This is a genomic window from Streptomyces sp. NPDC042371, from assembly GCF_056437465.1.
The window spans coordinates 392,175-415,066 of record NZ_JBWKAP010000008.1; the positions used below are offsets into that span (position 1 = coordinate 392,175).

The following is a 22,892-nucleotide window of genomic DNA, read 5'->3' on the forward strand; positions in this document are numbered from 1 at the left end:
TGCGCCTACGCGGTGGCCGTGGGCGTGACCGCCGCGAGCAGTTGGGCCGGGTCCACGTAGGGCGCCGTCGGCGTCGGCTCCGAGTACCACTGGAGCGGCCACGTGTTCCCCGCCAGCGCGGGGATGCCGATGTACGTCACCGTCCGGCACCCCGCCCCGCCGAACCGCTGCACGCCCAGCGGCCACTCGTGGTCCTTCGCCGTGCCCGGGGCCACGAGGAAGTACATCCACCGGAACCCCGTCGCCTCGCAGATGACGGGCCCGGCGTCCCCGTCCGCCTCGGTGATCAGTCGTGCGGCGACCCGTTCTCCTCGTACGCCCTGGATGCGGAGGGCGTCGAAGTGGACGCCCGACACGCGGAGTTGGTGGCCCGCCACGGGGACCCACTCGGGCCAGTGAATTGCGTTGGTCATGGTCACACCTTGCGCAGTGCGGGGTTACGCTCGGTAGTGACTGAGGGGATACACGCCTCCGTGTATCCGACGGAGGTGGTCACTGTGTCCGTTCAGTACAACCCGACCTGGCGGTACAGCGGGAACCAGTTGAAGCGGTGGCGTACGAAGGCGAACGTCTCGCGCGAGGAGTTGGCGGCCGCGTCGAATTACGCGCCGGACACCATCAAGGCCATGGAGCAGGGTGTCCGGATGCCGACTGCCCGGGTGCTGGACGTGGCGGATGACCTGTGCGGCGCGGAGGGGTTGCTGAGCGCGGGCAAGGAGTACGTTCAGCGCGAGAAGTTTCCACCGCGAGTGCAGGACTTCATGGCGCGCGAGCAGGAGTCGCTGAGTCTTTGGTCTTACGAAGTCTCGCTAATTCCAGGGCTGTTGCAGACGGAGTCTTACGCGAGAGGGCTGCTCGGAAACCGTTGCCCGCCGGTGGATGAGGAAACGGTGGAGGAGCGAGTTTCTGCCCGACTGGAACGGCAGTCCATCCTGACCAGGAAGCCACCAGTGGCGGTCAGCTTTGTGATCTACGAGGCTGCGCTGCTCGTCCCGCAGGTGGACAAGGCGCAGTTGGTGCGGCTGTTGGAGGCGGGCAGCCTGTACAACGTGTCTCTGCAGGTGTTGCCCTTCAAGAGGGCGATGTCTTCTGCGCTCGCAGGACCGATGGTGCTTCTGGAGACCCGCGACCACGAACGGCTTGCCCTGTCAGAGGGCCAGTCTGTGAGCCAGCTGACCTCCGATCCAGAAGTGGTCACCGCTCAGAGCGAGCGGCTTAGCATGATCCGCACCGTGGCTCTCAGTCCGACTGAGTCAGCCCAATTCATCGAGCGGATGGTGGATGACCTATGAGCGGCGTGCTGCATTGGTTCAAGTCCAGCTACAGCGATGACGAGGGCGCCAACTGCCTCGAAGCGGCCCTGGACTGGCGTGCGACCACCGCCGCCGTCCACATACGGGACTCCAAAGACGCCACCAGCCCCGTCCTCACCCTCTCCGCCCCCGCCTGGTCCGCCTTCATCGCCGCAGTTCAGCCCGGAGCTTGAGCCCCGGGACCCGAGCTCTTTCCTGGGTCTGGTTCACCGATGAAATGAACCCAACCAACCTGACCAAAAGGGGAGTTGAGGGTTCCGTCACCCTCAAGAGTGACGTTCCGTAGTCAGCTTACGTCGGAGTGTAAAGCCGCTCTAGGTTCGCGGCAATAGAACGGCCCCGGGCGGTGCGCCAACACCGGTACCGAGGCCTAGTCCTACGATCGCAAAGGCCGACCGTGGAGTACGCCAACCTTAATGCCGCCCTGCCCTCCCCGTCCCACCCGATGGCCAAATCGGGCTACGGAAAACGCCTCGCGGGTGACGCGGAACCGGACACCAAGCCCGACTTCGCACACTTGATGCCCCGCGACGCGGAACTCGCGACCTTCGTCGATCACCTCCCCGACGGGGCGGCGATGGGCCACAAGGTGATCGCCGCAGAGCACCCCCACTACGGCCAGCAGGCAGTCCGTACCTCCCTCGGCCGCCTCACCGAGGCCGGGCACCTCCGCTGGGTCAAGGAACACCTCACCATCGAGGACAACTCGATGCGCTGGGTGACCAGGACGTACTGGTCGCGGGAGCCCAAGTCCCCGGAGTGGTGGTCGGAGTTCGTGCGCGCCCGGCATGGACGGGACGTCACGAACGTCTACCAGCCGGGCCTGGCCAGGGCGTGCGAGCCGGAGCCGGAGCCCACCCAGGTCCCCGAGTCAGCCGAGTCATCCGATGCCGCCCATCGGACCCTCGCCCAACTCCGCACCGCCGACCGCCGCATGGCCCTCTCCGAGGCGGAGTGCAAACAGCTCCAGCCCAGCGCAGCGGAATGGCTGGCCCGTGGCGCGACCCCGCAGGACATCACGCGCGCCCTCACCGAAGGGCTGCCGCCCACCGTCATCAACCCGGGCGGCTTCGCCCGCACCCGACTGGAGAGCAAGATGCCCCCGAAACCGACCCCCAAGGCCCAGCCGCGCGCCCGCGTCACCCACGCGGTCTTCGTCTGCGGTCTCTGCGAGGAGCCCGAGACCACGACGGAGCTGATCAATGGGATCTGCGCCGAGTGCCGCGCCGAGTGCGAGGCGTTCGAAGCGGAGGAGGCCCGCCTGGGCGTCCAGATCGGATACGTCCCGGACACGTTCCTGGCCCGCCCGCGCGAGGCGACCCCCGTGGTGGACGTCACCGAGCGCGTCGCGGAGCTGCGGCGCGCGGCGGGCCTCGCCCCGAAGGGCAGCCACCGCTGACCCGGCACCACCCCAGACCCGGGCACCGCACGGACGCGGCGCCCGCAACCCGAAGGAGACCTATCGTGAAGGGGAGTCCTGTGCAGCGTCCCGTGGAAAGGGGGCCCGATATGGCCCGCATCACCGTGGAGATCGATGAGGAATTCCTGGCGGATGTGCGCACGGAGTTCGGCTTGGATTCGGACGAGGAGGCGGTCCGGGCCGCTGTTGTGGACGCGGCGAAGCGGCTGCGGCGGCGGGAGTTCAGTGATGCCATCAAGTCGGGCGAGCTGGACCTGATGGACGAGGCCGACGGGGCCCCGCCGAAGGGATCGGCTGCCGCGTGAACGAGCGCTATCTGATCGACAAGTCGGCGGCCGCCCGATGGCACCAGCCCGCGGTGGCGGAGGTGCTCGACCCGCTTCGGGAGCGAGGACTGCTCTGTGTCTCCGGCGCGGTGTGCATGGAGATCAAGTACTCCGCGCGCAGTGCGAATGACGCCGCGCGGTTGGACCGGTGGCTGTCCGCCTTCGACTATCTGCCGTGCCCGGACGAAGTGTGGGACATGGCGATCGCGGCGCAGGACAAGGCGCTGGAGAAGGGCAATCACCGTGCCCTCTCCGTCCCTGACCTGGTGATCGCCGCCACCGCCCAACGCCACCGCGTCACCGTCCTCCATTACGACGAGGACTACGACCAGATCGCCGAGCTGACCGGGCACCCGAGCCGCTGGGTGATCGACAGAGGTGCGGCGGACAAGGGCGAGGGCTCATAGCCAGGGGCTTGGCCGGTGCCTCTACCGGGCCCCGGCAAGCCCCGCCCAAGGCCCACGGCCAGCCCCTGTGACCCACCCCACTTTCCGGAGTGCCCCGCTCCGTAGCGGGCATGTGACCTCCCGGAGCGGCCGGAACGTACGTCCCGAGAAGCGGCGACGTATGCCCGTGGGTGATCAGCTCGTGAGCGGGACATCTCACGATGCGATATCGCCCTGGCGAATTTCGGCCGCTCGTTAGACTGAGCCGACCGCAGTAGTGCGGTAAGAGACGGACTGAGCGAGGAGCGCACGTGAGCCTTGTCGTGCAGAAGTACGGAGGCTCCTCCGTAGCCGATGCCGAGGGCATCAAGCGGGTCGCCAAGAGAATTGTCGACGCCAAGAAGAACGGCCACCAGGTCGTTGTCGTGGTGTCGGCGATGGGTGACACGACGGATGAGTTGATCGATCTCGCCGGACAGGTATCCCCGATTCCTGCCGGACGCGAATTCGACATGCTGCTGACCGCTGGTGAGCGGATCTCCATGGCCCTGCTGGCCATGGCGATCAAAAACCTGGGCCACGAGGCCCAGTCGTTCACGGGCAGCCAGGCCGGCGTCATCACCGACTCCGTCCACAACAAAGCGCGGATCATCGATGTCACCCCGGGCCGCATCCGGACCTCCGTCGACGAGGGCAACATCGCCATCGTCGCCGGGTTCCAGGGCGTCAGCCAGGAGGGGAAGAACATCACGACCCTCGGGCGTGGTGGTTCGGACACGACCGCCGTCGCCCTCGCCGCCGCGCTCGACGCAGAGGTCTGCGAGATCTACACGGACGTGGACGGTGTCTTCACCGCCGACCCGCGTGTGGTGAAGAAGGCGCGGAAGATCGACTGGATCTCCTTCGAGGACATGCTGGAGCTCGCGAGCTCCGGCTCGAAGGTGCTCCTCCACCGCTGTGTGGAGTACGCCCGTCGTTACAACATCCCGATCCACGTGCGGTCCTCGTTCTCGGGGCTTCAGGGCACGTGGGTCAGCAACGAACCGCAAGGGGACCGCAAGGTGGAGCAGGCCATCATCTCCGGTGTCGCGCACGACACCTCCGAGGCCAAGATCACGGTCGTCGGCGTGCCCGACAAGCCGGGCGAGGCCGCCTCGATCTTCCGCGCCATCGCGGACGCCGAGGTCAACATCGACATGGTCGTGCAGAACGTGTCGGCCGCCTCGACGGGCCTGACCGACATCTCCTTCACGCTCCCCAAGGCCGAGGGCCGCAAGGCCATCGACGCCCTGGAGAAGACCCGCACGTCCGTCGGCTTCGACTCCCTCCGGTATGACGATCAAATCGCGAAGATTTCGCTTGTCGGGGCCGGGATGAAGACCAACCCCGGCGTCACCGCGACCTTCTTCGAGGCGCTCAGCGACGCGGGCGTCAACATCGAGCTCATCTCGACCTCCGAGATCCGCATCTCGGTCGTCACGCGCGACGACGACGTGACCGAGGCCGTGCGCGCCGTGCACACCGCCTTCGGGCTCGACTCCGACACGGACGAGGCCGTGGTTTATGGAGGCACCGGCCGATGAGCCGCAAGCCGACGCTCGCGGTCGTCGGAGCGACCGGGGCCGTCGGCACCGTCATGCTCCAGATCCTGTCGCAGCACGCCGACATCTGGGGCGAGATCAGACTCGTCGCCTCCCCGCGCTCGGCCGGCAAGAAGCTGGCCGTGCGCGGGGAGGAGATCGAGGTCCTGGCCCTGTCCGAGGAAGTCTTCGACGGGGTCGACGTCGCCATGTTCGACGTGCCCGACGAGGTGTCCGCGCAGTGGGCGCCCGTCGCCGCCGCCAAGGGCGTCGTCGTGGTCGACAACTCCGCCGCCTTCCGGATGGACCCGGACGTCCCGCTGGTCGTCCCCGAGGTCAACCCGCACGCCGCGCGCGTGCGGCCGCGCGGCATCGTCGCCAACCCGAACTGCACGACGCTCTCGATGATCGTGGCCGTCGGCGCGCTGCACGCCGAGTTCGGCCTGCGCGAGCTCATCGTCTCCTCGTACCAAGCGGTGAGCGGGGCGGGCCGGGACGGCGTGGACACGCTGCGGCGGCAGCTGAAGCTGGTCGCGGGCAGCGAGCTCGGCACCAGCCCCGGAGACGTACGCAGGGCCGTCGGCGACGACACCGGGCCCTTCCCCGAGCCCGTCGCCCTGAACGTCGTCCCGTGGGCCGGTTCCCTGAGGGACGACGGCTGGTCGTCCGAGGAGATGAAGGTCCGCGACGAGTCGCGGAAGATCCTCGGCCTGCCCGGGCTCCGCGTCGCCGCCACGTGCGTGCGCGTGCCCGTCGTGACCACCCACTCCCTGACCGTCCACGCACGCTTCGAGGACGAGGTCACGGTGGACCGGGCGCGCGAGATCCTGGCCACCGCGCCGGGCGTCGTGCTGTTCGACAATCCGGCCGCGGGGGAGTTCCCCACCCCGGCGGACGTGGTGGGCACGGACCCGACCTGGGTCGGCCGGGTGCGGCGGTCGCTGGACGACCCCACCGCGCTGGAGCTGTTCGTCTGCGGCGACAACCTGCGCAAGGGCGCCGCGCTGAACACCGCGCAGATCGCGGAGCTGGTGGCCGGGGAGTTCACGGCCTGAGGCCCTCGCCGAGGGCGGGCCGGGGCCATCTCTGAAGGTATTGGTACATACCACCCCACAGCCGAGAGCTATGTGGGATCTGTGTAAGTTCTGTGTCCAACTTGGTCGTCGTGCGTCCTTGAACTGGATCATCTCCGCGTTCGAAGATTCCCGTCTGATCACTGCAACCGGCGACGGGCGGGGGGACGTCTTTAGCGGTCGCCCTTCTGGGGCGACCTGGGCGCCGGGAAAAATGGGCATAGGGGAAGAGCTGGTACGCATGGGGGCATTTGATGCATCGTCACGAGCGGTGCCCGCGCGACCTGCCGCAAACGCGATCCCGGATGCGTACAACCCTGATGGGGGGAAGCGTGTCCAACAAGCGTGGCAGAGGTACTCGACTTCACAGCGGTACAGGCGAGAGGCGCGGCGACACTGCGCCCCACTCGCCGTCCCCGCACGACCGGTGGCATGCCGGTGATCGCACCCATGCCCGCGGCGCGGCCAACCCGCATCCCGGCGCAGCGCGAGGGCGCTGACGACACGATGACTGCGGGCACAACAGTCGACCATCTCACCGAGACCTATCGCGCCCACTACAGGTCGCTGCTCGGCCTCGCCGCGCTGCTCCTGGACGACACGGCGTCCTGCGAGGACGTCGTGCAGGAGGCGTTCATCAGGGTGCACTCGGCGCGCAAGAGGGTGCGGGACCCCGAGAAGACGCTGGCCTATCTGCGGCAGACCGTCGTGAACCTCTCGCGGTCCGCCCTGCGTCGGCGCATTCTCGGGCTGAAGCTGCTCTCGAAGCCGATGCCCGACATGGCGAGCGCGGAGGAGGGGGCGTACGACCAGCTGGAGCGCGACGAGCTGATCAAGGCGATGCGCGGCCTCCAGCGGCGCCAGCGCGAGGTCCTCGTGCTGCGCTACTTCGCCGATATGACCGAGGCCCAGGTCGCCGAGACGCTCGGCATATCGCTGGGTTCGGTGAAGGCGTACGGCTCGCGCGGCATCGCGGCCCTGCGGGTCGCCATGGAGGCGCCGGCATGAGTGAGCGCAAGCGTGATGAGCAGGGCGGATTTGAGCAGCATGGCAGGAACGAAGACGTGAACCACGGTCCCGTAGACGATCCCGAGTCAGGGCCTGAGTCCGAGCCCGAGTCCACGCCTGAGGCCACGCCCGACTCCGGGGCGAGTGGGGCCGGGTCGCTGGACCGCCTTCGTGCCGTGGTCGGGACCGGCTCCGGCGGCCCGCAGGGCGACGAGGGCGGGCTCGGCTCCGAGGGTGAATTCGGCTCCGACGAGCTCGCGCTGCGGCGCCTGATGCGGCAGGCCGTGGAGGAGATCGAGCCGGGCGAGCGCGCCCTCGACCACCTGCGGAAGGCGGTTCCCGCCCGGCGGGCCCGCAAGCGCCAGGCCGTCGTGGGTCTCGCCGCCGCCGCGCTCTTCATCGGCACCGCCGTCCCCGCCCTGGTGCACGTCACCAACTCCAGCGGCGACTCGGACGACCGCACCTCGATCGCGGGCAACAGCCAGGACGCGCAGGGCGGCTCCAGTCAGGGCAAGGGTCCCGACGGCGGCGAGAAGGGCTCCGGAACGAAGCCCGACACGTCCAAGAGCAAGGACAAGAAGGACAAGAAAGACAAGAAGGAAGGCAAGGGGAAGGGCGGTACGGGCGGTGGCGGTACGGGATCGCCCGACCCCTCCACCTCCGAGGTCGCCAGCTCGCCCGTCTGCGACGCCACCCAGCTCGGCGCCACGGGAAGTGCGAACCCCGCGGACGCCAACGGCGCGGTGTACGGCTCGTTCCGTGTCTCCAACATCTCCGAGAGCAGCTGCACGGTCGAGGCGGCGGGCGCCGTCGGCGCGGTGGCGCAGGGCGCGGCCGACCCGGCGAAGGTCGGCGTGATCGACCACACGGCCGGGGACGCGGCGAGCGGTCTGCCCGACCCCTCGCAGGAGGCCAGCCCGCTCGTGCTGCAGCCCGGCGCGGCGTACGAGGTGCGGTTCGCCTGGCTGCCGTCGGACAAGTGTCCGTCGGACGGCGGGGAGCCCACGCCCAACCCGACGCCCTCGGAGGGCGGCACCGGGACTCCGGAGGGCGGGACGCCCGACGGGATGGACGCACAGCTGGAGCGGTCGGACGGCGGCGTGGCCGACGGCAGCGTCGTGGTCTCCCTGACCGCCGAGGCGGGAGCGCCTTCGGCGGGTGCGACGATCACCAACGCGTGCGCGGGCACGGTGTACCGGACCGGGGTGCTGCCCGCTTCCTAGCGGGCCGCTTCTTAGGCGGTCGGCGTGACCGGCTCGTTGTCGGACTTAGGGTCCGGGAGCAGGCCGAGCCGTGCGTCGCGGGCGAACTCCGCCTCGCGGCGGAACAGCCGGAACCACATGAAGATGACGAAGCCCGCGAAGACGAACCACTCGCCGGTGTAGCCGAGGTTCTGGAAGGCCTTCAGGTCAAGGCCGGTGTTGTTCGGCGCGGTCGCAGGGACCGCCTTCATCCCCGAGTCGGCCTTGTCGAGGGTGATCCATGCGTCGTACAGATCGTCGCGCACGACGTTGACCAGCGACGCCGAGCTGATCGCGCCCAGCTGGCCGTCGGGCAGGCCGCCCGCGGCGCTGACCCCGTTGGAACCCGGGCTCTCCGAAGCCTGCAGAGCGCCCTTCACCGTGACCTCGCCCTTGGGGGCGGCCGGAGCCTTGGCGTCGCTCGCGTCGCCGGGCAGCCAGCCGCGGACCACGGGCAGCGACTTTCCGTTGTCCGTCCGCAGCAGGGTCAGTACGTAGAAGCCGTGCTTTTCGTCCAACTCCCGGTCCGGTACGAGAAGCTGCTTCCCGTAGCGACCGGTCGCCGTGGCCTGCTCGCCGGAGGTTTCCTTGTCGACGGGGAGCAGTGAGCGCAGGGGGCGGCCTTCGGTATCGGCCGCGGACTCCGCGGCCTGTTCCTTGACGTGCTCCTTGGCGGACTCATGGTCCTGTACGCGGTCCTCGAAGCGGCCGAGCTGCCAGGAACCCATGAAAATGCAGAAGGGGATGGCCAGCACGACGAAGACGTTGATGCCCCACCAGCGTGGCGTCAGCAGAAACCGGTACACACCCCCACGGTACGGGGCCCCCACGGGGCGCCCGCCCGTGGGGTGCCGCCACCCCGCGGGGGCGCCCCACGGGAAACCTCTAGGCCCCGCCCCCCAGGTACCGCTCCGCGAAGTCCAGCTCCAGGGACACCTGCTTGATGCGCTCGTCCACGACCAGTGACCCGTGGCCCGCGTCGTAGCGGTAGACCTCGTGGGGGGCGCCTCGGGTGGCGAGGCGGGTCACGTAGTTGTCGATCTGGCGGATCGGGCAGCGGGGGTCGTTGACGCCCGCGGAGATGTAGACGGGGGCCTGCACGTCGTCCACGTACGTCAGCGGGGACGAGGCGCGGAAGCGGTCGGGGACCTCCTCCGGCGTGCCGCCGAGCAGCGTGCGGTCCATCGCCTTCAGCGCCTCCATCTCGTCGTGGTACGCGGTCACGTAGTCCGCGACGGGGACCGCCGCCAGGCCGACCGCCCAGGACTCGGGCTGGGTGCCGAGGCCGAGCAGTGTGAGATACCCGCCCCAGGAGCCGCCCGCGAGGACCAGCCGGTCGGGGTCGGCCAGACCGGACGTCACCGCCCACTCCCGGACCGCCTCGATGTCCTCAAGCTCGATGAGGCCGACGCGGTGCTTGAGGGCGTCGGTCCACTCCCTGCCGTACCCCGTGGAGCCGCGGTAGTTGACCCGGACGACCGCGTAGCCGTGGTCGACCCAGGCGGCCGGTCCCGCCGCGAAGGAGTCGCTGTCGTGCCAGGTGGGGCCGCCGTGCACCTCGAAGACGGTGGGCAGGGGGCCGGAGGAGCCCGCGGGGCGCTGGACGAGTGCGTGGATGCGGCCGCCGGGGCCTTCCACCCACACGTCCTCCACCGGGACGGACTTCGGGGCCTTCATGCCGGGCGGATCCAGGACCACGCCGCCCGCCGTGGAGCGGACCACCGGCGGCTCGGCGGCCGACGACCACATGTACTCCACGGAGCCGTCGGGGCGGGCCGTCGCGCCCGACACGGAGCCCGCGGGCGTCTCGATCCGCTCCAGCTCGGCCGTGGACAGGTCGAACCGGAAGAGCTCGCCGCGGGCCTCGAACTCGTGTACGACGAGGAGCGCGGAGCCGTCCGGATACCACTCGGCGCTCACGTCGCCCGGCAGGCCGAGCACGAGGTCGTTCTCCTCGCCCGACGCGACGTCCCACACCATCGGCTCCCAGCGGCCGCGCCGCTGATGCCCGACGAGCAGCCGTGTGTCGCCGTCGACCGGCGCGAAGCCGAGGACCTCAAGGCCCAGCTCGACCGTGCCGCCCTTGGTGTCGTCGAGCTCGGCGACGGCCGAGCCGTCGGGCCGGATCACCCGGAGAGCGGAGTGCATCGCGTCGCCGTGCTCCGTGTGCTCGACGGCGATCAGCGTGCCGTCGTGCGAGAGGTCGCCGACGCCCGCCGACTCCCGGTGGCGGTACACCTCGACCGGGGCGGTGCCGTCCGGACGTACGACATGGATCGTGGAGCCCTCGTCGTCCGTCGAGCGGCCGACGACCACCGTCCTGCCGTCCCTGCCCAGGGCCAGGCCCGCGGGATAGGAGGCCTCCAGGCCCGGCACCGCGGGCTCGTCGCCGCCCCCGGCGAAGGGCTGGCGCCGCCAGACGCCGAACTCGTCGCCGTCCGTGTCGTCGAACCACCAGATCCACTCGCCGTCGGGCGACAGCGCGCCGTCCGTCGTGCCGTTCGCCCGCTCGGTCACCTGGCGCTGGGCGCCGGTGGACCTGTCCCATGCGTACAACTCATAAGTCCCCGTCGCGTTCGACACGAACAAGGAGCGCTGCGGGGCGTCCTCCGCCCAGTCCGGCAGTGACACCCGCGGCGCCCTGAACCGCTTCTCCCAGTCCGGCATGGAGGACTCCGCCCCCTTGATCCCTGCACCCGTCGCGCTCGTCGCACCCGTCTCGCTCATGCCCCCATACTGCCTGCCCCCGCCGACAATCCGCTGGCGGGATTCCCCAGCCTGTGGATAACTTTTCGACCATGTACTCCCGGACGCCCGCCGACTGGCGCGAGACCAACCGGAGGCGCTGGGACGAGCGCGTCCCCCTCCACCTCGCCAGCGACTACTACGACCTCGACGCCTTCCGCGCGGGCAAGGACCCGCTGCGCGACCACGAGCTCGCGGAGGTCGGCGACGTACGCGGAAAGTCCCTGCTGCACCTGCAGTGCCACATCGGCCTCGACACCCTGTCCTGGGCGCGGCACGGCGCCTCCCGCGTGGTCGGGCTCGACTTCTCCGAGCCCGCCGTCGAGGCCGCCCGCGAGCTCGCCGCCGAGCTCGGCCTCACCTCGGAGCAGGCCGCTTTCGTCGCCGCCGACGTGTACGACGCGGCCGATGCGGTGCCCGACGCCTCGTACGACATCGTCTACACCGGAGTGGGCGCGCTCGGCTGGCTCCCCGACATCCAGCGCTGGGCCGAGACCGCCGCCTCACTGGTGGCGCCCGGCGGCTTCCTCTACCTCTCCGAGTTCCATCCGCTCACCGACGTCCTGGACGACGCCACGGGCTCGCGCGTCGAGCACGACTACTTCGCGCGCGACGCCTGGATCGACGACACACCCGGCGGGTACGCGGACACGACCACCCCCACCGTCCACAACCGCACCGTCGAGTGGCAGCACCCGATCGGAGACGTCGTCTCCGCGCTCGCCGCCGCGGACCTGCGCATCGAGTTCCTGCGCGAGCGCGACCAGACGCTCTTCGAGCGCTTCGGCACGCTCGAACTCCGCGACGGCGCCTACCGCTTCCCCTCCGACCGGCCCCGCATCCCGCTCATGTACTCCCTGCGGGCGAGCAGGCCGGTGGGCCGGTAGGAGGGGCGGCGGCGACTCACGGCAGCGGTGACGGTGGCCTCAGCCAGCCCTCCTGCCGGGGCGTGAACCCGCCGAGCTGTGTCCAGTCCCACGACTGCAGCACCTTCCGGCCCTGGTCGTCGGCCGGGTCGATGACGGCGATGACGACTTCGGACGTGTGCCGGGTGAGGAGCAGCGTCCGCAGCCGGGCCGCGACGCCCGAGCCGCGCTCCGCGGGCACCACCATCAGCTCCCTCAGCAGGAACACCCGCCCCGAAGAGGTCCGTTCCTCGATGTCGGGGGAGAGGACGCTGCGGAGGGACTCCCACCACTCGCCGCCCCGCTCGGCGCGGTAGCCGTAGAGGCAGCCGACCAGGCCCCCGGAGTCGGCCACGACCATGTCGAAGTCGGTCTGCTGCACGTCGTGTTCGAAGCGGCGCAGGAAGTCCTGCCGCAGGCCGTACCTGGATTCGCCGGTACCGGAGCCACCGGTCACGCCGATATTGGCCACGCCACTACCGGCGGCGCCCGCCACACCTGCCGTACCGACCGTGCCGCGACCCGCCTCCACATAGAGGTCGGCGACGGCCTCGCGCTGCTGCTCCGCCTGCCAACGGCTCAGCCGCCGCAGGAACATCTCTGGCATGTACGCCTCCCGCCCCGCCCCGCTGAGGGCGACTCCCCCTACACCCTGACTCCGCATGGTGACAGTACGGACCGGCGAGCGGAACGGTGCGTCAGGTCGGACAGGGGCCCTTCGAACTCGCCTCGTACTCGGGGAGCTTAAACCGGAAAGTACTGGGAAGACGGGACTGTGGATGTCCCGCCCGTTGTCCCCGAGCGAAGGTGAACCCGTGAGGCCGCCGACACAGTTGACTGCAGCATCTGCACAAGAGGAAGCGCGCCCGGCGCCCGCTCCCTGGGAAGAGATGTACAGCAGCGAACTGCCGTGGGTAGAGGACGCGGGCAGCGTCGCGCCCAAGGACGCGCGGGACCTTTCGAAGATCTTCTTCGACCGGCTCCAGGCGCTCGAAGAGGGCACGCACGAGTATCAGTACGCGCGCAACACCCTGATCGAGATGAACCTGTCCCTCGTGCACTACGCGGCAGGCCGGTTCCGCGGCGGCAGCACCGACATCGACGACATCGTGCAGGTCGGCACGATCGGCCTGATCAAGGCCATCGACCGCTTCGACCTCTCCCGCGAGGTCGCGTTCAGCACCTTCGCGCTGCCGTACATCACGGGCGAGATCAAGCGGTTCTTCCGCGACACCACCTGGGCCGTGCACGTTCCGCGCCGCCTCCAGGAGCTCCGCGTCGACCTCTCCAAGGCCAAGGAGTCGCTGAGCGCCGAGCTGGACCGCGAACCCACCGTCCGGGAGCTCGCGGACCACCTCGACCTCACCGAGGAGGAGGTCAACGACGGCCTCGTCGCCGCCAACGGCTACACGGCGGGCTCCATCGACGTCCCCGTCGGCCAGGACGACGGCTCGCAGGGCCGTGACTACGCCGACGTGCTCGGCGAGGACGACCCCGCGCTCGACCTCTTCGAGGATCTGCACGCCCTCGCCCCGCTCATCGAGCAGTTGAACGAACGCGAGCGGCACATCATCGAGATGCGCTTCGGCCAGGAGATGACGCAGGCCCAGATCGGGGAGGTGCTCGGCATCTCGCAGATGCACGTCTCGCGGCTGCTGACGCGCACCCTCGCCAAGCTGCGCTCCGGGCTGCTCACGGAACGCTGAGGTGCGGTGCGGCCCTTCGCGTCGCCCCACCACCTCGCCTCACCTGCCGACCGGATGCTGGCTCAGCGTCTCTTGTTGCGGGAAAAGGCCATGAGGAGACCCGTCGGCTCGGTGGCGCCGGTGGCGCCGGTGGCGCCCGGGTTGTCGCGAGGGAGCCTGCGCGGGCTCCCATGAGTCACCTCCCGTCCGGACATCGGCCTGAGCCGCGGCGGCCGCTGCCCGGGCGGGTGCGTGCGGGGCGGCGGGGGCGGCCGTGGGAGCGGGGGTGGGCTTCGGCGCGGCTGCGGGCGGGGGCGCGACCACGGGCGTCGGGATGGTCGCAGGCAAGGATTCCGGCTGGGCGGGGGATGCACGCTCCGGCACGGCCCGGGGCTCCTGCGCCTGTGTCGGTACCTGCGCCTGTGTCTCCTGCGGCTCGCACGGTTCCACGGGCGCGGACCGGGGCGCGTACGCCTGGACCGACGCGGCCTCCGCGGCCAGGTCGAGCACGTTGGTCGCCAGGTCGCCGTCACCATCGGCAGCGACACGGGCGCGGCGCACGTGCCCGGTCTGCCGGAACAGGTGGGTCATTCGTACTGTCCGGAGAACGGGTGAACCGGTGAACGGGTGAACCGGAGAGATTCAGAGCAGACGGCGCGGTCGGCCGACGGCTCTGCGACGCGGCGAACCGGCCCGCGGCGACCGCACCGTGAGGTGTACGCCCACGGCCAGCGGGCGGGGCGACACCGCCGCCCGCGCCTCGGTCACCGTCTGCCGGGCGAGGCACCCGAGCACCGCCTCCGGCGAACTGTCCGGCAGCAGGACCAGCGTGATGCGGGCCCGCAGCCGCCGCGGGTTCCCCCGGAGGCGTACGCGCGCGTGGGCCACGCCGTCGATGGCGCGCGCCCGCTCGGTCATCACCGCCGCAAGCGCGGCCCCGGACAGCGTGACGTCGGGCTGCCCGAGCGGCAGTTCGCGCAGCCGCCCGCCGCGCACCTGCGCCACGGCCCAGCCGAGGAACAGGAGTACGCCGACGGAGAGCGCGGCGATCACCAGCGGCGTCCACCAGCCCTGGTCCCGCCACCTGCCGAGCTCCTGCCCGTCGAGCCAGACCCGGTCGGAGCCGAGCCGCGGCACGTCCGACGGCAGCCGGTCGCGTACGACATCGGTCGCGGACGCCAGCACGGCTCCGGCGCCAAGGAGCGCCACCGCGAGACAGAGCAGGGCGGTGCGGTTGCTGTTGGTACGGAGACGGCTCACTGGCCATCACCTCCTTGCGCCGGAGCGCGCCAGGCGGGTTCGGTGCGCAGCCTGACCCGCAACCGCGGCGGCCTGGCGGCCCCGCAGGAGGCCAGGGCGCGCTCCGCCGCCTCGGTCAACGCCCGGTGCGCCGGGTCGAGTTCACCGAAGGCGAGCCCGGCGCGCACGGTGGCCCTGCGCCGCCCGACACGGACCCGCACGTGCGTGATGCCGGGCAGGCCCGACACGGCGTCCCGCAGCAGCGACGCCACGGCGCTCCGGTCGATGACCGCGCGGATGTCCGGCAGCGGCGGCCGCAGGGGCAGCCGCCCGCGCGCGCCCGGTGTGACGGCGAGGACCAGCAGCCACACGCCGAGGCAGAGCACGGCGAACGCCGCCACCGCGCCGGGCCACACGCCCGCGTGCGGGCCGTGCGTGGTGAGCCGGTCCATCAGGTCGGACCGCCAGCGCGCGGGCGCACGACCGGCCGCGTGCACGGCCAGCACGTCGTAAAGGAGCACGGCGCAGACGGCGGCGGCAGCCAGCGCCGCCACCGCCACGGGCGCGCGGCGCGGGGACCACGGGCGCCGGGCCCGCAGCTCGCCGCCCGCCTGCTCCTCGGCCACCGTCTGCTCCACCACGGGCCCCTCGCCCGCCGCCCGTACGCGCAACTCCCTGACCCGCACCCGCGCCGTCGGCACGGCGAGGCCGGTGAGCCGGGCCGTGCGGTCGGCGACGTGCGACCGGACGCGCTCGCCCGACTCGTCGAGCACCAGGGGATAGGGCAGCGTCACGGTGACGTCGACCCGCGCCCGGCGGCCGCGTACCGATGCCGAACTCCGGCCGGTCCGCACCTCGCCGGGCGCGAGCGCCTCCGTGGCGGCCCGCTCGGCGATGCGGCGCACCGCGCGGTCGGCGACGGTCGTCGTGCCGCGGTCCGCCGCGGGAACCGTCATCGTCGGCCCCGGTTCCGGCCGGAGAGGAAGCCCCGTACGTCCGTGCCGTCATCCACGAGGCGCCCCACCACGAAGCCGACCGCGCCGAGCGCGCCGACCAGGAGGAACGCCCCGAAGCCGCCGAACCACGCGGCGAACCCCAGGGCCATCCCGGCGACCAGGCCCACCAGAGCTGTGTTCACCACTTACTCCACACGCGTGTCGCCGGCGGAGTCCGCGCTGTCGTCGTCGGGCAGCCGTACGTCGTTGACCGCGACGTTGACCTCGACGACCTCGAGCCCGGTGATGCGCTCCACGGCGGCGATGACGTTCTCGCGCACGTCGTGGGCGACGTCGGTGATCGGGACGCCGTACTCGACGACGATGTCCAGGTCGATCGCCGTCTGCCGCTCGCCGACCTCGACCTTCACGCCGCGCCCGACGTTGGGACGCCCGCCGGGGACGCGGTCGCGGACGGCCCCGATGGTGCGGGAGAGCCCGCCGCCCATGTCGTGCACGCCGGGGATCTCGCGTGCGGCCGTCCCGGCGATCTTCACCACCACCACGTCGGCGATGGAGGTCTTCCCGCGGGTCGCGGCGGGCTCGGAGGCCCCGGTGCGGCCCGTCACGGTGGTGCTGCCCGGCACGGACTGCACGGTGCCGGTGAGGCCCTGCTCATCTCCACGGGGCGCCGTTGCGGACGTCTTCGAAGTGCTCTCCTGAGTCGCCATGAAAGGCATCTCCTCGTTGTCAGGTCGTCAGGGACTGCTCAACCCCTACGACCCGAGTGCCCCGGATTCGTTACGCGCCTCGGAGGAATTTCTTTTCCTGGTGGCCGATCCGGCCGCGTCGCGTAACGCGGGTGGCCCGCCGTGTGTCGTAGGAGTACGACTGGAGTGAGAGGAGCCGCGAGTGCCGGGGGACCGGGGCAGAGCGCAGGACGAGGCGGATGCCTCCTCACCGCGCGATGACGGATTGCTGGCCGTACGGGCTGCCGAAGGTGACGACGAGGCCTTCGAGAAGCTCGTGCGCCGCCATGCGCCCGGTCTGCTGCGGCTCGCCACGCGGCTGCTCGGCAGCCGTACGGAGGCCGAGGACGCGGTGCAGGAGTCCTTTGTGAGCGCCTGGCGCAAGATGCCGGAGTTCCGCAGGGACGCGCGGTTCGGCACGTGGATGCACCGCATCGTCACCAACCGGTGCCTGAACGTGTTGCGCGCCCGCCGCCCCGCCCTGGACCTGGGCGAGGTGCCGGAACCGCAGGCTCCGGAGCACGAGGCATCGCCTGCCAGGGTCGCCGAGGCGCACGCAGCCGTGGCGGACCTCGGCAAGGCGATGGAGGGGCTGTCCCCGGAACAGCGCGTGTGCTGGGTGCTGCGCGAGCTCAACGGCCTTTCCTACGACGCCATCGCCGAGTCGGTCGGCATCAGCCCGGAAGCCGTAAGGGGCCGTGTCTTCCGGGCGCGGCGCCATCTCACGGAAGCGATGGCCGCATGGCGGTGAACGAAGGGCACGGGCCGATGACGGACAACCCGACGACGGATGGACCAGCGGACGCCGACGACTCGAACGAGCTGCTCCCCTGCGGCCGCGCGCTGTGGGACGTGTGGGAGCGCGCGGAGGACGGCGGGAGCGATCCGCACGCCGACGCCTGCCCGCACTGCACCGAGGCGCTGGACGGGCTGCGGAGCCTGGAGGGCGTCGTCTCCGCCGCCCGCGAGCGGGACCGCGAGAGCGACGGGTGGGAGGAGCGGGAGCCCGACACCTCCGCGCTCGTCGGCCGCGTCATGGACGTGGTGCGCCTCGAACTGCGGCCGGGCCGCACGCTGCCGCTGGGCGACGTGGCGGAGGACAGCTGGATCGTGGAGGCCGCCGCGGCAAGAACCGTCCGCGCGGCCGCGGATTCCCTGCCGGGAGTGCGGGCGGGCAGCTGCCGCATCGAGGCGCTTGCCCACGAGGGCGGCACCGGAGCCCCGGCGGGACGGTGGCCGCGCGGGCCCGTGCACATCCGCACGGAGGTGGAAGTGGCCCTCACCTGGAACCTCCAGGAGGTCGCCGAGCGGGTCCGGCACACGGTCCTTGAGGCGGTCGACAACGAGTTGGGCATGCGGGTCGCGACCGTGGACGTGACGGTCGCCGACCTCATCGATGACGACGACGCCGACGCCGACAGCGCAGAGAGGCGGCACCCGTGACGCAACGACTCGCGACCAGCGCGCTGGCCGAAGCCGCCCAGGAGGCGGTGCTCGGCACGCCGGGCGTCGCCTTCCTGCGCCCCGGCCTCGCGGACCTGCTCCGCGCCGCCAACCCGCTGACGAAGGGCGCCGCCCCGTCCCCGCGCTCCTCGGCGGTCCGGGTCACCCGCGGCAAGGGGGCGGCGGGCTGGCACACCGAGGTCTACGTCGTCCTGAGCCGCGGCCACCGGGCCGTGGACGTCACCCGCGAGGTCCGGGCCGCCGTGACGGAGACGCTGGAGCGGCTGACCGGGGAGCCTTCGCGGGTCTCGGTGACGGTGACCGGGCGGGTGTGAGACAGGCTCCAAGGCGAACGCCGCCTAGGAGAACGCCACCTCGCCCGTCGTGTCGGCGAGCTCCTTCGCCTCGTCCGTACCGGAGGCCACCGAGGTCATGGCCACGGTGACCGAGCCCTTGGTGCCCTTCCCCGGCACTCCGGAGAAGTCGTGCTGCCAGGGGTGGGCCGTGGCGCTGCCGTCACAGGCGCCGTCGATGATCTGCTCCTTGGTGGTGCTGGCCGTCGCCGTGTCCGGGACGGGCAGACCCGGGAGCCCCACCCATTGGTAGAGGCCCTGCACCGCCTGCGCCTCGTCCGCGTCGAGCTCGCGCTCCTGCTGGGTGCGCAGCGTGATCCGCAGCCGTACGGGGCCCTGGAGGCCCTGGCACGTGTACGTACCGGCGACGACCGCCTTCGTGCCGTCCGTGGTGAGCCGGGCCGTGCCGTCCACGGTGACCTCGTACGGGTCGGCGGCGTGCGCCGCGCCGGGCAGCACCGCCGTCGCCGCGGCCATCGCTGTCACGAGGACTGTCTTCATGCATCGCTGCAGCACCGTGGGGACCGGCCCTTCCGGGATGAGAGTGGGGTAGGGCTCATGGAACCCCTTCCCGACCGGCCTTGCCGGTAGCCACACGGGTACGTGCCCTGCCCACCGGGGCGCGGTTCACGCGGCCAGCGGAACGCGGGCCACGATGCACTTCCCGCCCTCGGGCAGGCGCGTCACGGACACGTCGTCGGACAGATGGCACACGGAGGGCCAACCGTGTCCGCCGCTCATGAGCAGGCTCGTGCGCGTACGGGTCCGTGGAACCGTGTCGCTGCCGTCCTCGACGGCGATCTCGACGAAGCCGGGCCGGACCCGGCACTCGAAGCCGCGCAGCCCGCCTCCGTGCCGGAGGGCGTTGGTGACCAGTTCGGAGGTCACGAGGACCGCGTCGTCGACAGCCATGTCACTGGCGTCGTGGTGCCCCTGGCGCAGCAGTGCGCGTACGACGTCCCGGGCGGCGGCCGGGGTTCGGGGGCGGGTGAGGATGCAGGTGTCCTGCGTGCTGTGGGTTGTCACAGCGCATCACTCCCACCGATGTTGTGGGGACTGTTCCTTCTTCGGCTGCCCGACGAGTCACTCCCCACACACGTCATTCGGGTGGTTCGCCGGGCCGGTGCCGGAACGCACCACGGCCGCGCACGGATTCCGTGCGCGGCCGTCGGACGAACCGGGTCGTCGGGGCTCTGCCCGGATCAGCCGTTGTGGGCGCCGTTGCCGGAGAGCAGCGGGATGTCCTCCAGGATGTGCGACAGCGGCTCGTCGCCCTTGGCCTGGGTGGAGTTCTCGGTGCACTGCTGGTTCTGCGGCGCCGAGAGGATCGGGATGTCCTGGACGGCGATCGGCACGAGGCCGACGAGGGAGCCGACGTTGGCCTTGGCGGGCAGGCCGATGCAGGGCTTGTTCAGCGAACCCTGGACCAGGGACATCTGCGGGCTCATGTTGCCGTGCGTGGCGGAGTTGCCGAACACCTGCTCGGCACCGTTGCCGCTGACCGAGGTCGTGCCGGTGTCGTCACCGATGGCCATGGCCTGCGGGGCCGCAATGCCGGAGACACCGGCGACGGAAGCGGCGAGGGCGGCCGTCGCGAACAGCTTCTTCATGGTGATGAGGTTCCCTTCGAAGAGAGGCTCCGCTTCGGAGCCGCATGGTGATCAACTGAGTGGTGGGTCAGCGGTTGCGGCCAGTGCCCCGTTCGGCCGATTAGTGTGCTGAACGTCAGGGGCGGTCGATCTTGTACGTCAGCGGCAGGCGACCTTGTCGCCGCGGAAGGCCGTCTGGCGGAGCAGCCGGGGCGGGTCGGCGGGGGCGGCGGACGCCTTTCCGCGGGTCAGGGCGCGGTCCCGGTTCAGGGCGTCGAAGACCTTGTCGGCCTTGGGCCGGTCCCATTCGAGGGTGGCGCCGATGCCTTCCTGCGGTTCGCTGAAGCCGCCGACGGGGACCGTCATGAACTCGGTCGCCGAGGGCGGGAGCCTGCGCAGGGCGACGGTGAGTTCGGTGAGCCGGTCGACGGTGAAGCCCTGGTCGACGCGGGTGGAGCCGAGGACGGTCCTGGCGAGCCGCGCGGTCCTGACGGGGTCGGCGAACGCAGGGTCCGCGGAGAGCGTGCGCGACACCCCGACCAGGAAGCGCTGCTGACGCTGCATACGGCCGAAGTCCGCACTGTTGTCCACGTGCCGGGAGCGTACGTACTGCAGGGACCGGCCCCCCGACAGCTTGTGCGTGCCGGGCTTCAGGTCCAGCTTGGTCGCGAAGTCCTTCAGGGGGCGCTTCGTGCACACGCGCACCCCTCCCGCCTCGTTCACACCGTCGATGAACCGCCGGAAGTCGATCTCCAGGTAGTGGTCGATCCTGACGTTCGTCATCTGCTCGATGGTGTGCACCGCGAGGCGGGGGCCGCCCTCGGCGTAGGCCGCGTTGAGCTTGGCGGGGTGGGCCGGGGAGCCCTGGCCCGTCGTCTCGTCCCGGCGCTCGGGGATGACGGTGCGGGAGTCCCTGGGCAGACCGACGACGCTGATCCTGTGGGCCTTCGCCGACACATGGACGAGCATCATCGTGTCGGCGCAGTCGCAGCCCCTTTTGCCGGTGGAGAAGCGCCGCCTCTCGGATTTCGTGAGTCCGGCGCGGCTGTCCGTCCCGAGCAGCAGGATATTCGTACCGGGTCCGTCGTTCGGACGATTCTTCATGCCGCCGAAGACATCGATGCGTTGGACATGGAGAGGGGCGGCGGTCGCGGTGATTCCGGTGAGGGCGGCGGCGAGCGCGAGCCCCGTGGTGACGATGCCGAGACGCTTTACGGCTCGTTTCTTGCCAGGCGTACGGGAGGCCGTCCCCATGTTTTCTCCGCGAATTGAGTGAGGGGGCAGAGGAACCCTGAAACCGTAAACCGGCCGACGTGTCATTCCGTTGCGAAGGGAGTGTGGCGCAAGTGAACAACTCTTTCGCCTCAACGGTGCTGTTTCGTTTCGGACTTCGACAGGAACGAAACCAGAAGGCGCCCCCCACACTCGTGACGAGGACATATGGCTGACCGCACAGGGCCGTGGCAGCGGCAAGGTGTCATCCCGGTGAGCAGGCAGTCCCCGGACTGTCTCACGGACCCCATCTACGAATCACTGCTCAGGAAATGGCGTGAACAGGGGAGAACGCTCCCGGGGCGCCCCGACCCCGAATGGCGGACCCTGGTCGACCGCGATCCGTGGCCCCGGCACTGACAAAACAGCCACTGACAAAACAGCCACCGGCAAAACAGCGGGCCGCCCAGGAGAGCATGGGCGGCCCGCTGAACTGCGAATGAGCGTCAGTGGTTGTTCTCACCGTTGCCGGAGAGCAGCGGGATGTCGCTCAGGATGTGCGAGAGCGGCTCGTCGCCCTTGGCCTGGGTCGAGTTCTCCGTGCACTGCTGGTTCTGCGGCGCCGAGAGGACCGGGATGTCCTGGACCGCGATCGGCACGAGGCCGACGAGGGAGCCGACGTTGGCCTTGGCCGGCAGGCCGATGCAGGGCTTGTTGAGCGAACCCTGGATGAGCGCCATCTGCGGGCTCATGTTGCCGTACGTGGCGGAGTTGCCGAACTCCTGCATGGCGTTGTTGCCGCTCATGGTCTCGGTGCCGCCGTCGTTGCCGATGGCGAGAGCCGTGGGAGCCGCGGCGGCCGACATGCCGACGACGGACGCCGTGACCGCAGCCGCGGTCATAACCTTCTTGAGCACAGGATTTCCCTTCTGAGGTGAGCCCCCGTCCAAGGAGCACCCTGTAGCAACTACCGGAGCAATGAGGGGTTCCTAGGCTTTACCCGGGTTCACTCCAATGGCCTATCGAGCGGGTCCTCCGCGGCAGTACGGCGATTGCCGAAAGATCCGATGGAGTGAACGACCGGAACCAAACGTCGCGGGGCGAGTTGAGCAGCTCGCTGGAACCAGCGTCTGCCAGAAAAGGAACATCAAATGCTCAAGAAGGCAATGGCAGCGGCCGCGGTCGCCGTCTCCGTCGTCGGTATTTCCGCCGCCGCTTCGCCCGCCGCGATGGCCATCGGTGACGACGGCGGCACCACGTCGATGAGCGGCAACGACGCCAAGCAGTCGTTCGGCAACTCCGCCACCAAGGGCGACATGAGCCCGCAGCTTTCCCTCGTCGAGGGCTCGCTGAACAAGCCCTGTGTCGGTCTGCCCGTCAAGGCCAACGTCGGCTCGCTCGTCGGTCTCGTGCCGATCGCGGTCCAGGACATCCCGATCCTCTCGGCGCCGCAGAACCAGCAGTGCACCGAGAACTCGACCCAGGCCAAGGGCGACGAGCCGCTGTCGCACATCCTGAACGACATCCCGGTGCTGGCCGGCAACGGCGAGCACAACGGCTGATCCGTCGTTCGGCAGAGATTGCTCGGGCCACCCGATTTTTCCTCCTCCTCGGGCGGCCCGGGCTTTTTCATGCCCTGAAGTCGCATTCGAGTGAACTTCCGATGGTTGTCAACTTCGCGGTTTCTTCC

28 protein-coding genes are annotated in these 22,892 nt (G+C 70.4%); 15 read left to right on the plus strand and 13 right to left on the minus strand.

Annotated features, from left to right (window positions below; genetic code table 11):
- Positions 1-5 precede the first annotated feature (5 nt).
- Positions 6-413 carry a hypothetical protein gene (locus AC068B_RS26020; RefSeq protein WP_478674047.1) on the minus strand — a complete coding sequence of 136 codons (408 nt, stop codon included), beginning with the start codon at positions 411-413 and terminating at the stop codon, positions 6-8.
- Positions 414-497: 84 nt separating this feature from the next.
- On the opposite strand from AC068B_RS26020, the gene AC068B_RS26025 reads away from it, so the two are divergent.
- The 9 genes from AC068B_RS26025 to AC068B_RS26065 all read left to right on the plus strand — a co-directional run bounded on the left by AC068B_RS26025 (position 498) and on the right by AC068B_RS26065 (position 8,329).
- The gene (locus AC068B_RS26025) at positions 498-1,292 is read left to right on the plus strand and encodes a helix-turn-helix domain-containing protein (protein ID WP_478674048.1); all 795 of its coding nucleotides are present in this window, start codon (positions 498-500) and stop codon (positions 1,290-1,292) included.
- Positions 1,289-1,486: a DUF397 domain-containing protein gene (locus AC068B_RS26030; protein WP_478674049.1), complete on the plus strand. Its 198-nt coding sequence runs from the start codon at positions 1,289-1,291 to the stop codon at positions 1,484-1,486. Before AC068B_RS26025 ends, AC068B_RS26030 begins: the two co-directional genes overlap by 4 nt.
- 272 nt (positions 1,487-1,758) lie before the next feature.
- Entirely contained in the window at positions 1,759-2,712 is a 954-nt protein-coding gene (locus tag AC068B_RS26035; RefSeq protein WP_478674050.1) for a hypothetical protein, read from the plus strand.
- A 110-nt stretch (positions 2,713-2,822) separates the two neighbouring features.
- A complete protein-coding gene (locus tag AC068B_RS26040) occupies positions 2,823-3,038 on the plus strand; it encodes a type II toxin-antitoxin system VapB family antitoxin (protein WP_478674051.1) in 216 nt (71 codons plus the stop codon).
- Complete coding sequence (locus tag AC068B_RS26045) at positions 3,035-3,466, plus strand: PIN domain-containing protein (RefSeq protein ID WP_478674052.1); 432 nt, start codon at positions 3,035-3,037, stop codon at positions 3,464-3,466. Before AC068B_RS26040 ends, AC068B_RS26045 begins: the two co-directional genes overlap by 4 nt.
- A gap of 290 nt (positions 3,467-3,756) precedes the next feature.
- Entirely contained in the window at positions 3,757-5,028 is a 1,272-nt protein-coding gene (locus tag AC068B_RS26050) for an aspartate kinase (protein WP_468566351.1), read from the plus strand.
- Positions 5,025-6,080, plus strand: coding sequence for an aspartate-semialdehyde dehydrogenase (locus tag AC068B_RS26055; RefSeq protein ID WP_478674053.1), 1,056 nt, complete (start codon positions 5,025-5,027; stop codon positions 6,078-6,080). The genes AC068B_RS26050 and AC068B_RS26055 overlap by 4 nt, the downstream gene beginning before the upstream one ends.
- A gap of 363 nt (positions 6,081-6,443) precedes the next feature.
- On the plus strand, positions 6,444-7,106 hold the full coding sequence (locus AC068B_RS26060) for a SigE family RNA polymerase sigma factor (RefSeq protein ID WP_478674054.1): 663 nt from the start codon (positions 6,444-6,446) through the stop codon (positions 7,104-7,106).
- A complete protein-coding gene (locus AC068B_RS26065) occupies positions 7,103-8,329 on the plus strand; it encodes a hypothetical protein (protein WP_478674055.1) in 1,227 nt (408 codons plus the stop codon). Before AC068B_RS26060 ends, AC068B_RS26065 begins: the two co-directional genes overlap by 4 nt.
- An 11-nt stretch (positions 8,330-8,340) precedes the next feature.
- Here AC068B_RS26065 and AC068B_RS26070 read toward each other — a convergent pair whose 3' ends face one another.
- Both AC068B_RS26070 and AC068B_RS26075 read right to left on the minus strand, forming a co-directional pair.
- On the minus strand, positions 8,341-9,153 hold the full coding sequence (locus AC068B_RS26070) for an SURF1 family protein (RefSeq protein WP_478674056.1): 813 nt from the start codon (positions 9,151-9,153) through the stop codon (positions 8,341-8,343).
- Between the two features lie 79 nt (positions 9,154-9,232).
- Positions 9,233-11,074 carry a S9 family peptidase gene (locus AC068B_RS26075; RefSeq protein ID WP_478674057.1) on the minus strand — a complete coding sequence of 614 codons (1,842 nt, stop codon included), beginning with the start codon at positions 11,072-11,074 and terminating at the stop codon, positions 9,233-9,235.
- Positions 11,075-11,145: 71 nt separating this feature from the next.
- Here AC068B_RS26075 and AC068B_RS26080 point away from each other — a divergent pair, with 71 nt between their 5' ends.
- Entirely contained in the window at positions 11,146-11,979 is an 834-nt protein-coding gene (locus AC068B_RS26080) for a class I SAM-dependent methyltransferase (protein ID WP_478674058.1), read from the plus strand.
- Between the two features lie 16 nt (positions 11,980-11,995).
- On the opposite strand, the gene AC068B_RS26085 is transcribed toward AC068B_RS26080, so the two are convergent.
- Positions 11,996-12,604: a hypothetical protein gene (locus AC068B_RS26085; protein WP_478674059.1), complete on the minus strand. Its 609-nt coding sequence runs from the start codon at positions 12,602-12,604 to the stop codon at positions 11,996-11,998.
- A 283-nt stretch (positions 12,605-12,887) separates the two neighbouring features.
- Here AC068B_RS26085 and AC068B_RS26090 point away from each other — a divergent pair, with 283 nt between their 5' ends.
- Positions 12,888-13,703, plus strand: coding sequence for an RNA polymerase sigma factor SigF (locus AC068B_RS26090; protein WP_478674060.1), 816 nt, complete (start codon positions 12,888-12,890; stop codon positions 13,701-13,703).
- 621 nt (positions 13,704-14,324) lie between these two features.
- Here AC068B_RS26090 and AC068B_RS26095 read toward each other — a convergent pair.
- The 4 genes from AC068B_RS26095 to AC068B_RS26110 are packed head-to-tail and all read right to left on the minus strand — an operon-like array spanning position 14,325 to position 16,587.
- On the minus strand, positions 14,325-14,942 hold the full coding sequence (locus AC068B_RS26095; protein ID WP_478674061.1) for an Asp23/Gls24 family envelope stress response protein: 618 nt from the start codon (positions 14,940-14,942) through the stop codon (positions 14,325-14,327).
- A complete protein-coding gene (locus AC068B_RS26100) occupies positions 14,939-15,877 on the minus strand; it encodes a DUF6286 domain-containing Asp23/Gls24 family envelope stress response protein (protein ID WP_478674062.1) in 939 nt (312 codons plus the stop codon). Before AC068B_RS26100 ends, AC068B_RS26095 begins: the two co-directional genes overlap by 4 nt.
- Positions 15,874-16,059: a hypothetical protein gene (locus AC068B_RS26105; protein WP_478674063.1), complete on the minus strand. Its 186-nt coding sequence runs from the start codon at positions 16,057-16,059 to the stop codon at positions 15,874-15,876. Before AC068B_RS26105 ends, AC068B_RS26100 begins: the two co-directional genes overlap by 4 nt.
- A 3-nt stretch (positions 16,060-16,062) precedes the next feature.
- A complete protein-coding gene (locus tag AC068B_RS26110; RefSeq protein WP_478674064.1) occupies positions 16,063-16,587 on the minus strand; it encodes an Asp23/Gls24 family envelope stress response protein in 525 nt (174 codons plus the stop codon).
- Between the two features lie 181 nt (positions 16,588-16,768).
- Between AC068B_RS26110 and AC068B_RS26115 the strand changes: the two genes are divergently transcribed.
- Genes AC068B_RS26115 through AC068B_RS26125 form a run of 3 tightly spaced genes read left to right on the plus strand, consistent with a single transcriptional unit; the run spans position 16,769 to position 18,383 of the window.
- Positions 16,769-17,356, plus strand: a complete 588-nt coding sequence (locus AC068B_RS26115) for an RNA polymerase sigma factor (protein ID WP_356260431.1) — start codon at positions 16,769-16,771, stop codon at positions 17,354-17,356.
- Positions 17,347-18,048: a hypothetical protein gene (locus AC068B_RS26120; RefSeq protein ID WP_478674065.1), complete on the plus strand. Its 702-nt coding sequence runs from the start codon at positions 17,347-17,349 to the stop codon at positions 18,046-18,048. The genes AC068B_RS26115 and AC068B_RS26120 overlap by 10 nt, the downstream gene beginning before the upstream one ends.
- Positions 18,045-18,383 carry an Asp23/Gls24 family envelope stress response protein gene (locus AC068B_RS26125; protein ID WP_478674066.1) on the plus strand — a complete coding sequence of 113 codons (339 nt, stop codon included), beginning with the start codon at positions 18,045-18,047 and terminating at the stop codon, positions 18,381-18,383. The genes AC068B_RS26120 and AC068B_RS26125 overlap by 4 nt, the downstream gene beginning before the upstream one ends.
- A gap of 24 nt (positions 18,384-18,407) precedes the next feature.
- Here AC068B_RS26125 and AC068B_RS26130 read toward each other — a convergent pair whose 3' ends face one another.
- From AC068B_RS26130 to AC068B_RS26150, 5 genes are all read right to left on the minus strand, one after another.
- Positions 18,408-18,902, minus strand: a complete 495-nt coding sequence (locus AC068B_RS26130) for a hypothetical protein (RefSeq protein ID WP_478674067.1) — start codon at positions 18,900-18,902, stop codon at positions 18,408-18,410.
- Between the two features lie 126 nt (positions 18,903-19,028).
- Positions 19,029-19,427, minus strand: coding sequence for an ATP-binding protein (locus AC068B_RS26135; RefSeq protein WP_478674068.1), 399 nt, complete (start codon positions 19,425-19,427; stop codon positions 19,029-19,031).
- A 176-nt stretch (positions 19,428-19,603) separates the two neighbouring features.
- The gene (locus AC068B_RS26140; RefSeq protein ID WP_478674069.1) at positions 19,604-20,011 is read right to left on the minus strand and encodes a rodlin; all 408 of its coding nucleotides are present in this window, start codon (positions 20,009-20,011) and stop codon (positions 19,604-19,606) included.
- Positions 20,012-20,149: 138 nt separating this feature from the next.
- Positions 20,150-21,244 carry an LCP family protein gene (locus AC068B_RS26145; RefSeq protein ID WP_478674070.1) on the minus strand — a complete coding sequence of 365 codons (1,095 nt, stop codon included), beginning with the start codon at positions 21,242-21,244 and terminating at the stop codon, positions 20,150-20,152.
- 464 nt (positions 21,245-21,708) lie between these two features.
- Positions 21,709-22,119, minus strand: coding sequence for a rodlin (locus tag AC068B_RS26150; RefSeq protein ID WP_478674071.1), 411 nt, complete (start codon positions 22,117-22,119; stop codon positions 21,709-21,711).
- A gap of 234 nt (positions 22,120-22,353) precedes the next feature.
- On the opposite strand from AC068B_RS26150, the gene AC068B_RS26155 reads away from it, so the two are divergent.
- Entirely contained in the window at positions 22,354-22,764 is a 411-nt protein-coding gene (locus tag AC068B_RS26155) for a rodlin (protein ID WP_478674072.1), read from the plus strand.
- Positions 22,765-22,892 lie beyond the last annotated feature (128 nt).

Bases quoted from the DNA above. Each gene is read 5' to 3' on its own strand.
- AC068B_RS26020 (WP_478674047.1), bottom strand. From the start codon at position 413: ATGACCAACGCAATTCACTGGCCCGAGTGGGTCCCCGTGGCGGGCCAC.
- AC068B_RS26030 (WP_478674049.1), top strand. From the start codon at position 1,289: ATGAGCGGCGTGCTGCATTGGTTCAAGTCCAGCTACAGCGATGACGAG.
- AC068B_RS26035 (WP_478674050.1), top strand. From the start codon at position 1,759: ATGGCCAAATCGGGCTACGGAAAACGCCTCGCGGGTGACGCGGAACCG.
- AC068B_RS26040 (WP_478674051.1), top strand. From the start codon at position 2,823: ATGGCCCGCATCACCGTGGAGATCGATGAGGAATTCCTGGCGGATGTG.
- AC068B_RS26055 (WP_478674053.1), top strand. From the start codon at position 5,025: ATGAGCCGCAAGCCGACGCTCGCGGTCGTCGGAGCGACCGGGGCCGTC.
- AC068B_RS26065 (WP_478674055.1), top strand. From the start codon at position 7,103: ATGAGTGAGCGCAAGCGTGATGAGCAGGGCGGATTTGAGCAGCATGGC.
- AC068B_RS26075 (WP_478674057.1), bottom strand. From the start codon at position 11,074: ATGAGCGAGACGGGTGCGACGAGCGCGACGGGTGCAGGGATCAAGGGG.
- AC068B_RS26080 (WP_478674058.1), top strand. From the start codon at position 11,146: ATGTACTCCCGGACGCCCGCCGACTGGCGCGAGACCAACCGGAGGCGC.
- AC068B_RS26085 (WP_478674059.1), bottom strand. From the start codon at position 12,604: ATGCCAGAGATGTTCCTGCGGCGGCTGAGCCGTTGGCAGGCGGAGCAG.
- AC068B_RS26090 (WP_478674060.1), top strand. From the start codon at position 12,888: ATGTACAGCAGCGAACTGCCGTGGGTAGAGGACGCGGGCAGCGTCGCG.
- AC068B_RS26100 (WP_478674062.1), bottom strand. From the start codon at position 15,877: ATGACGGTTCCCGCGGCGGACCGCGGCACGACGACCGTCGCCGACCGC.
- AC068B_RS26110 (WP_478674064.1), bottom strand. From the start codon at position 16,587: ATGGCGACTCAGGAGAGCACTTCGAAGACGTCCGCAACGGCGCCCCGT.
- AC068B_RS26120 (WP_478674065.1), top strand. From the start codon at position 17,347: ATGGCGGTGAACGAAGGGCACGGGCCGATGACGGACAACCCGACGACG.
- AC068B_RS26130 (WP_478674067.1), bottom strand. From the start codon at position 18,902: ATGAAGACAGTCCTCGTGACAGCGATGGCCGCGGCGACGGCGGTGCTG.
- AC068B_RS26140 (WP_478674069.1), bottom strand. From the start codon at position 20,011: ATGAAGAAGCTGTTCGCGACGGCCGCCCTCGCCGCTTCCGTCGCCGGT.
- AC068B_RS26145 (WP_478674070.1), bottom strand. From the start codon at position 21,244: ATGGGGACGGCCTCCCGTACGCCTGGCAAGAAACGAGCCGTAAAGCGT.
- AC068B_RS26155 (WP_478674072.1), top strand. From the start codon at position 22,354: ATGCTCAAGAAGGCAATGGCAGCGGCCGCGGTCGCCGTCTCCGTCGTC.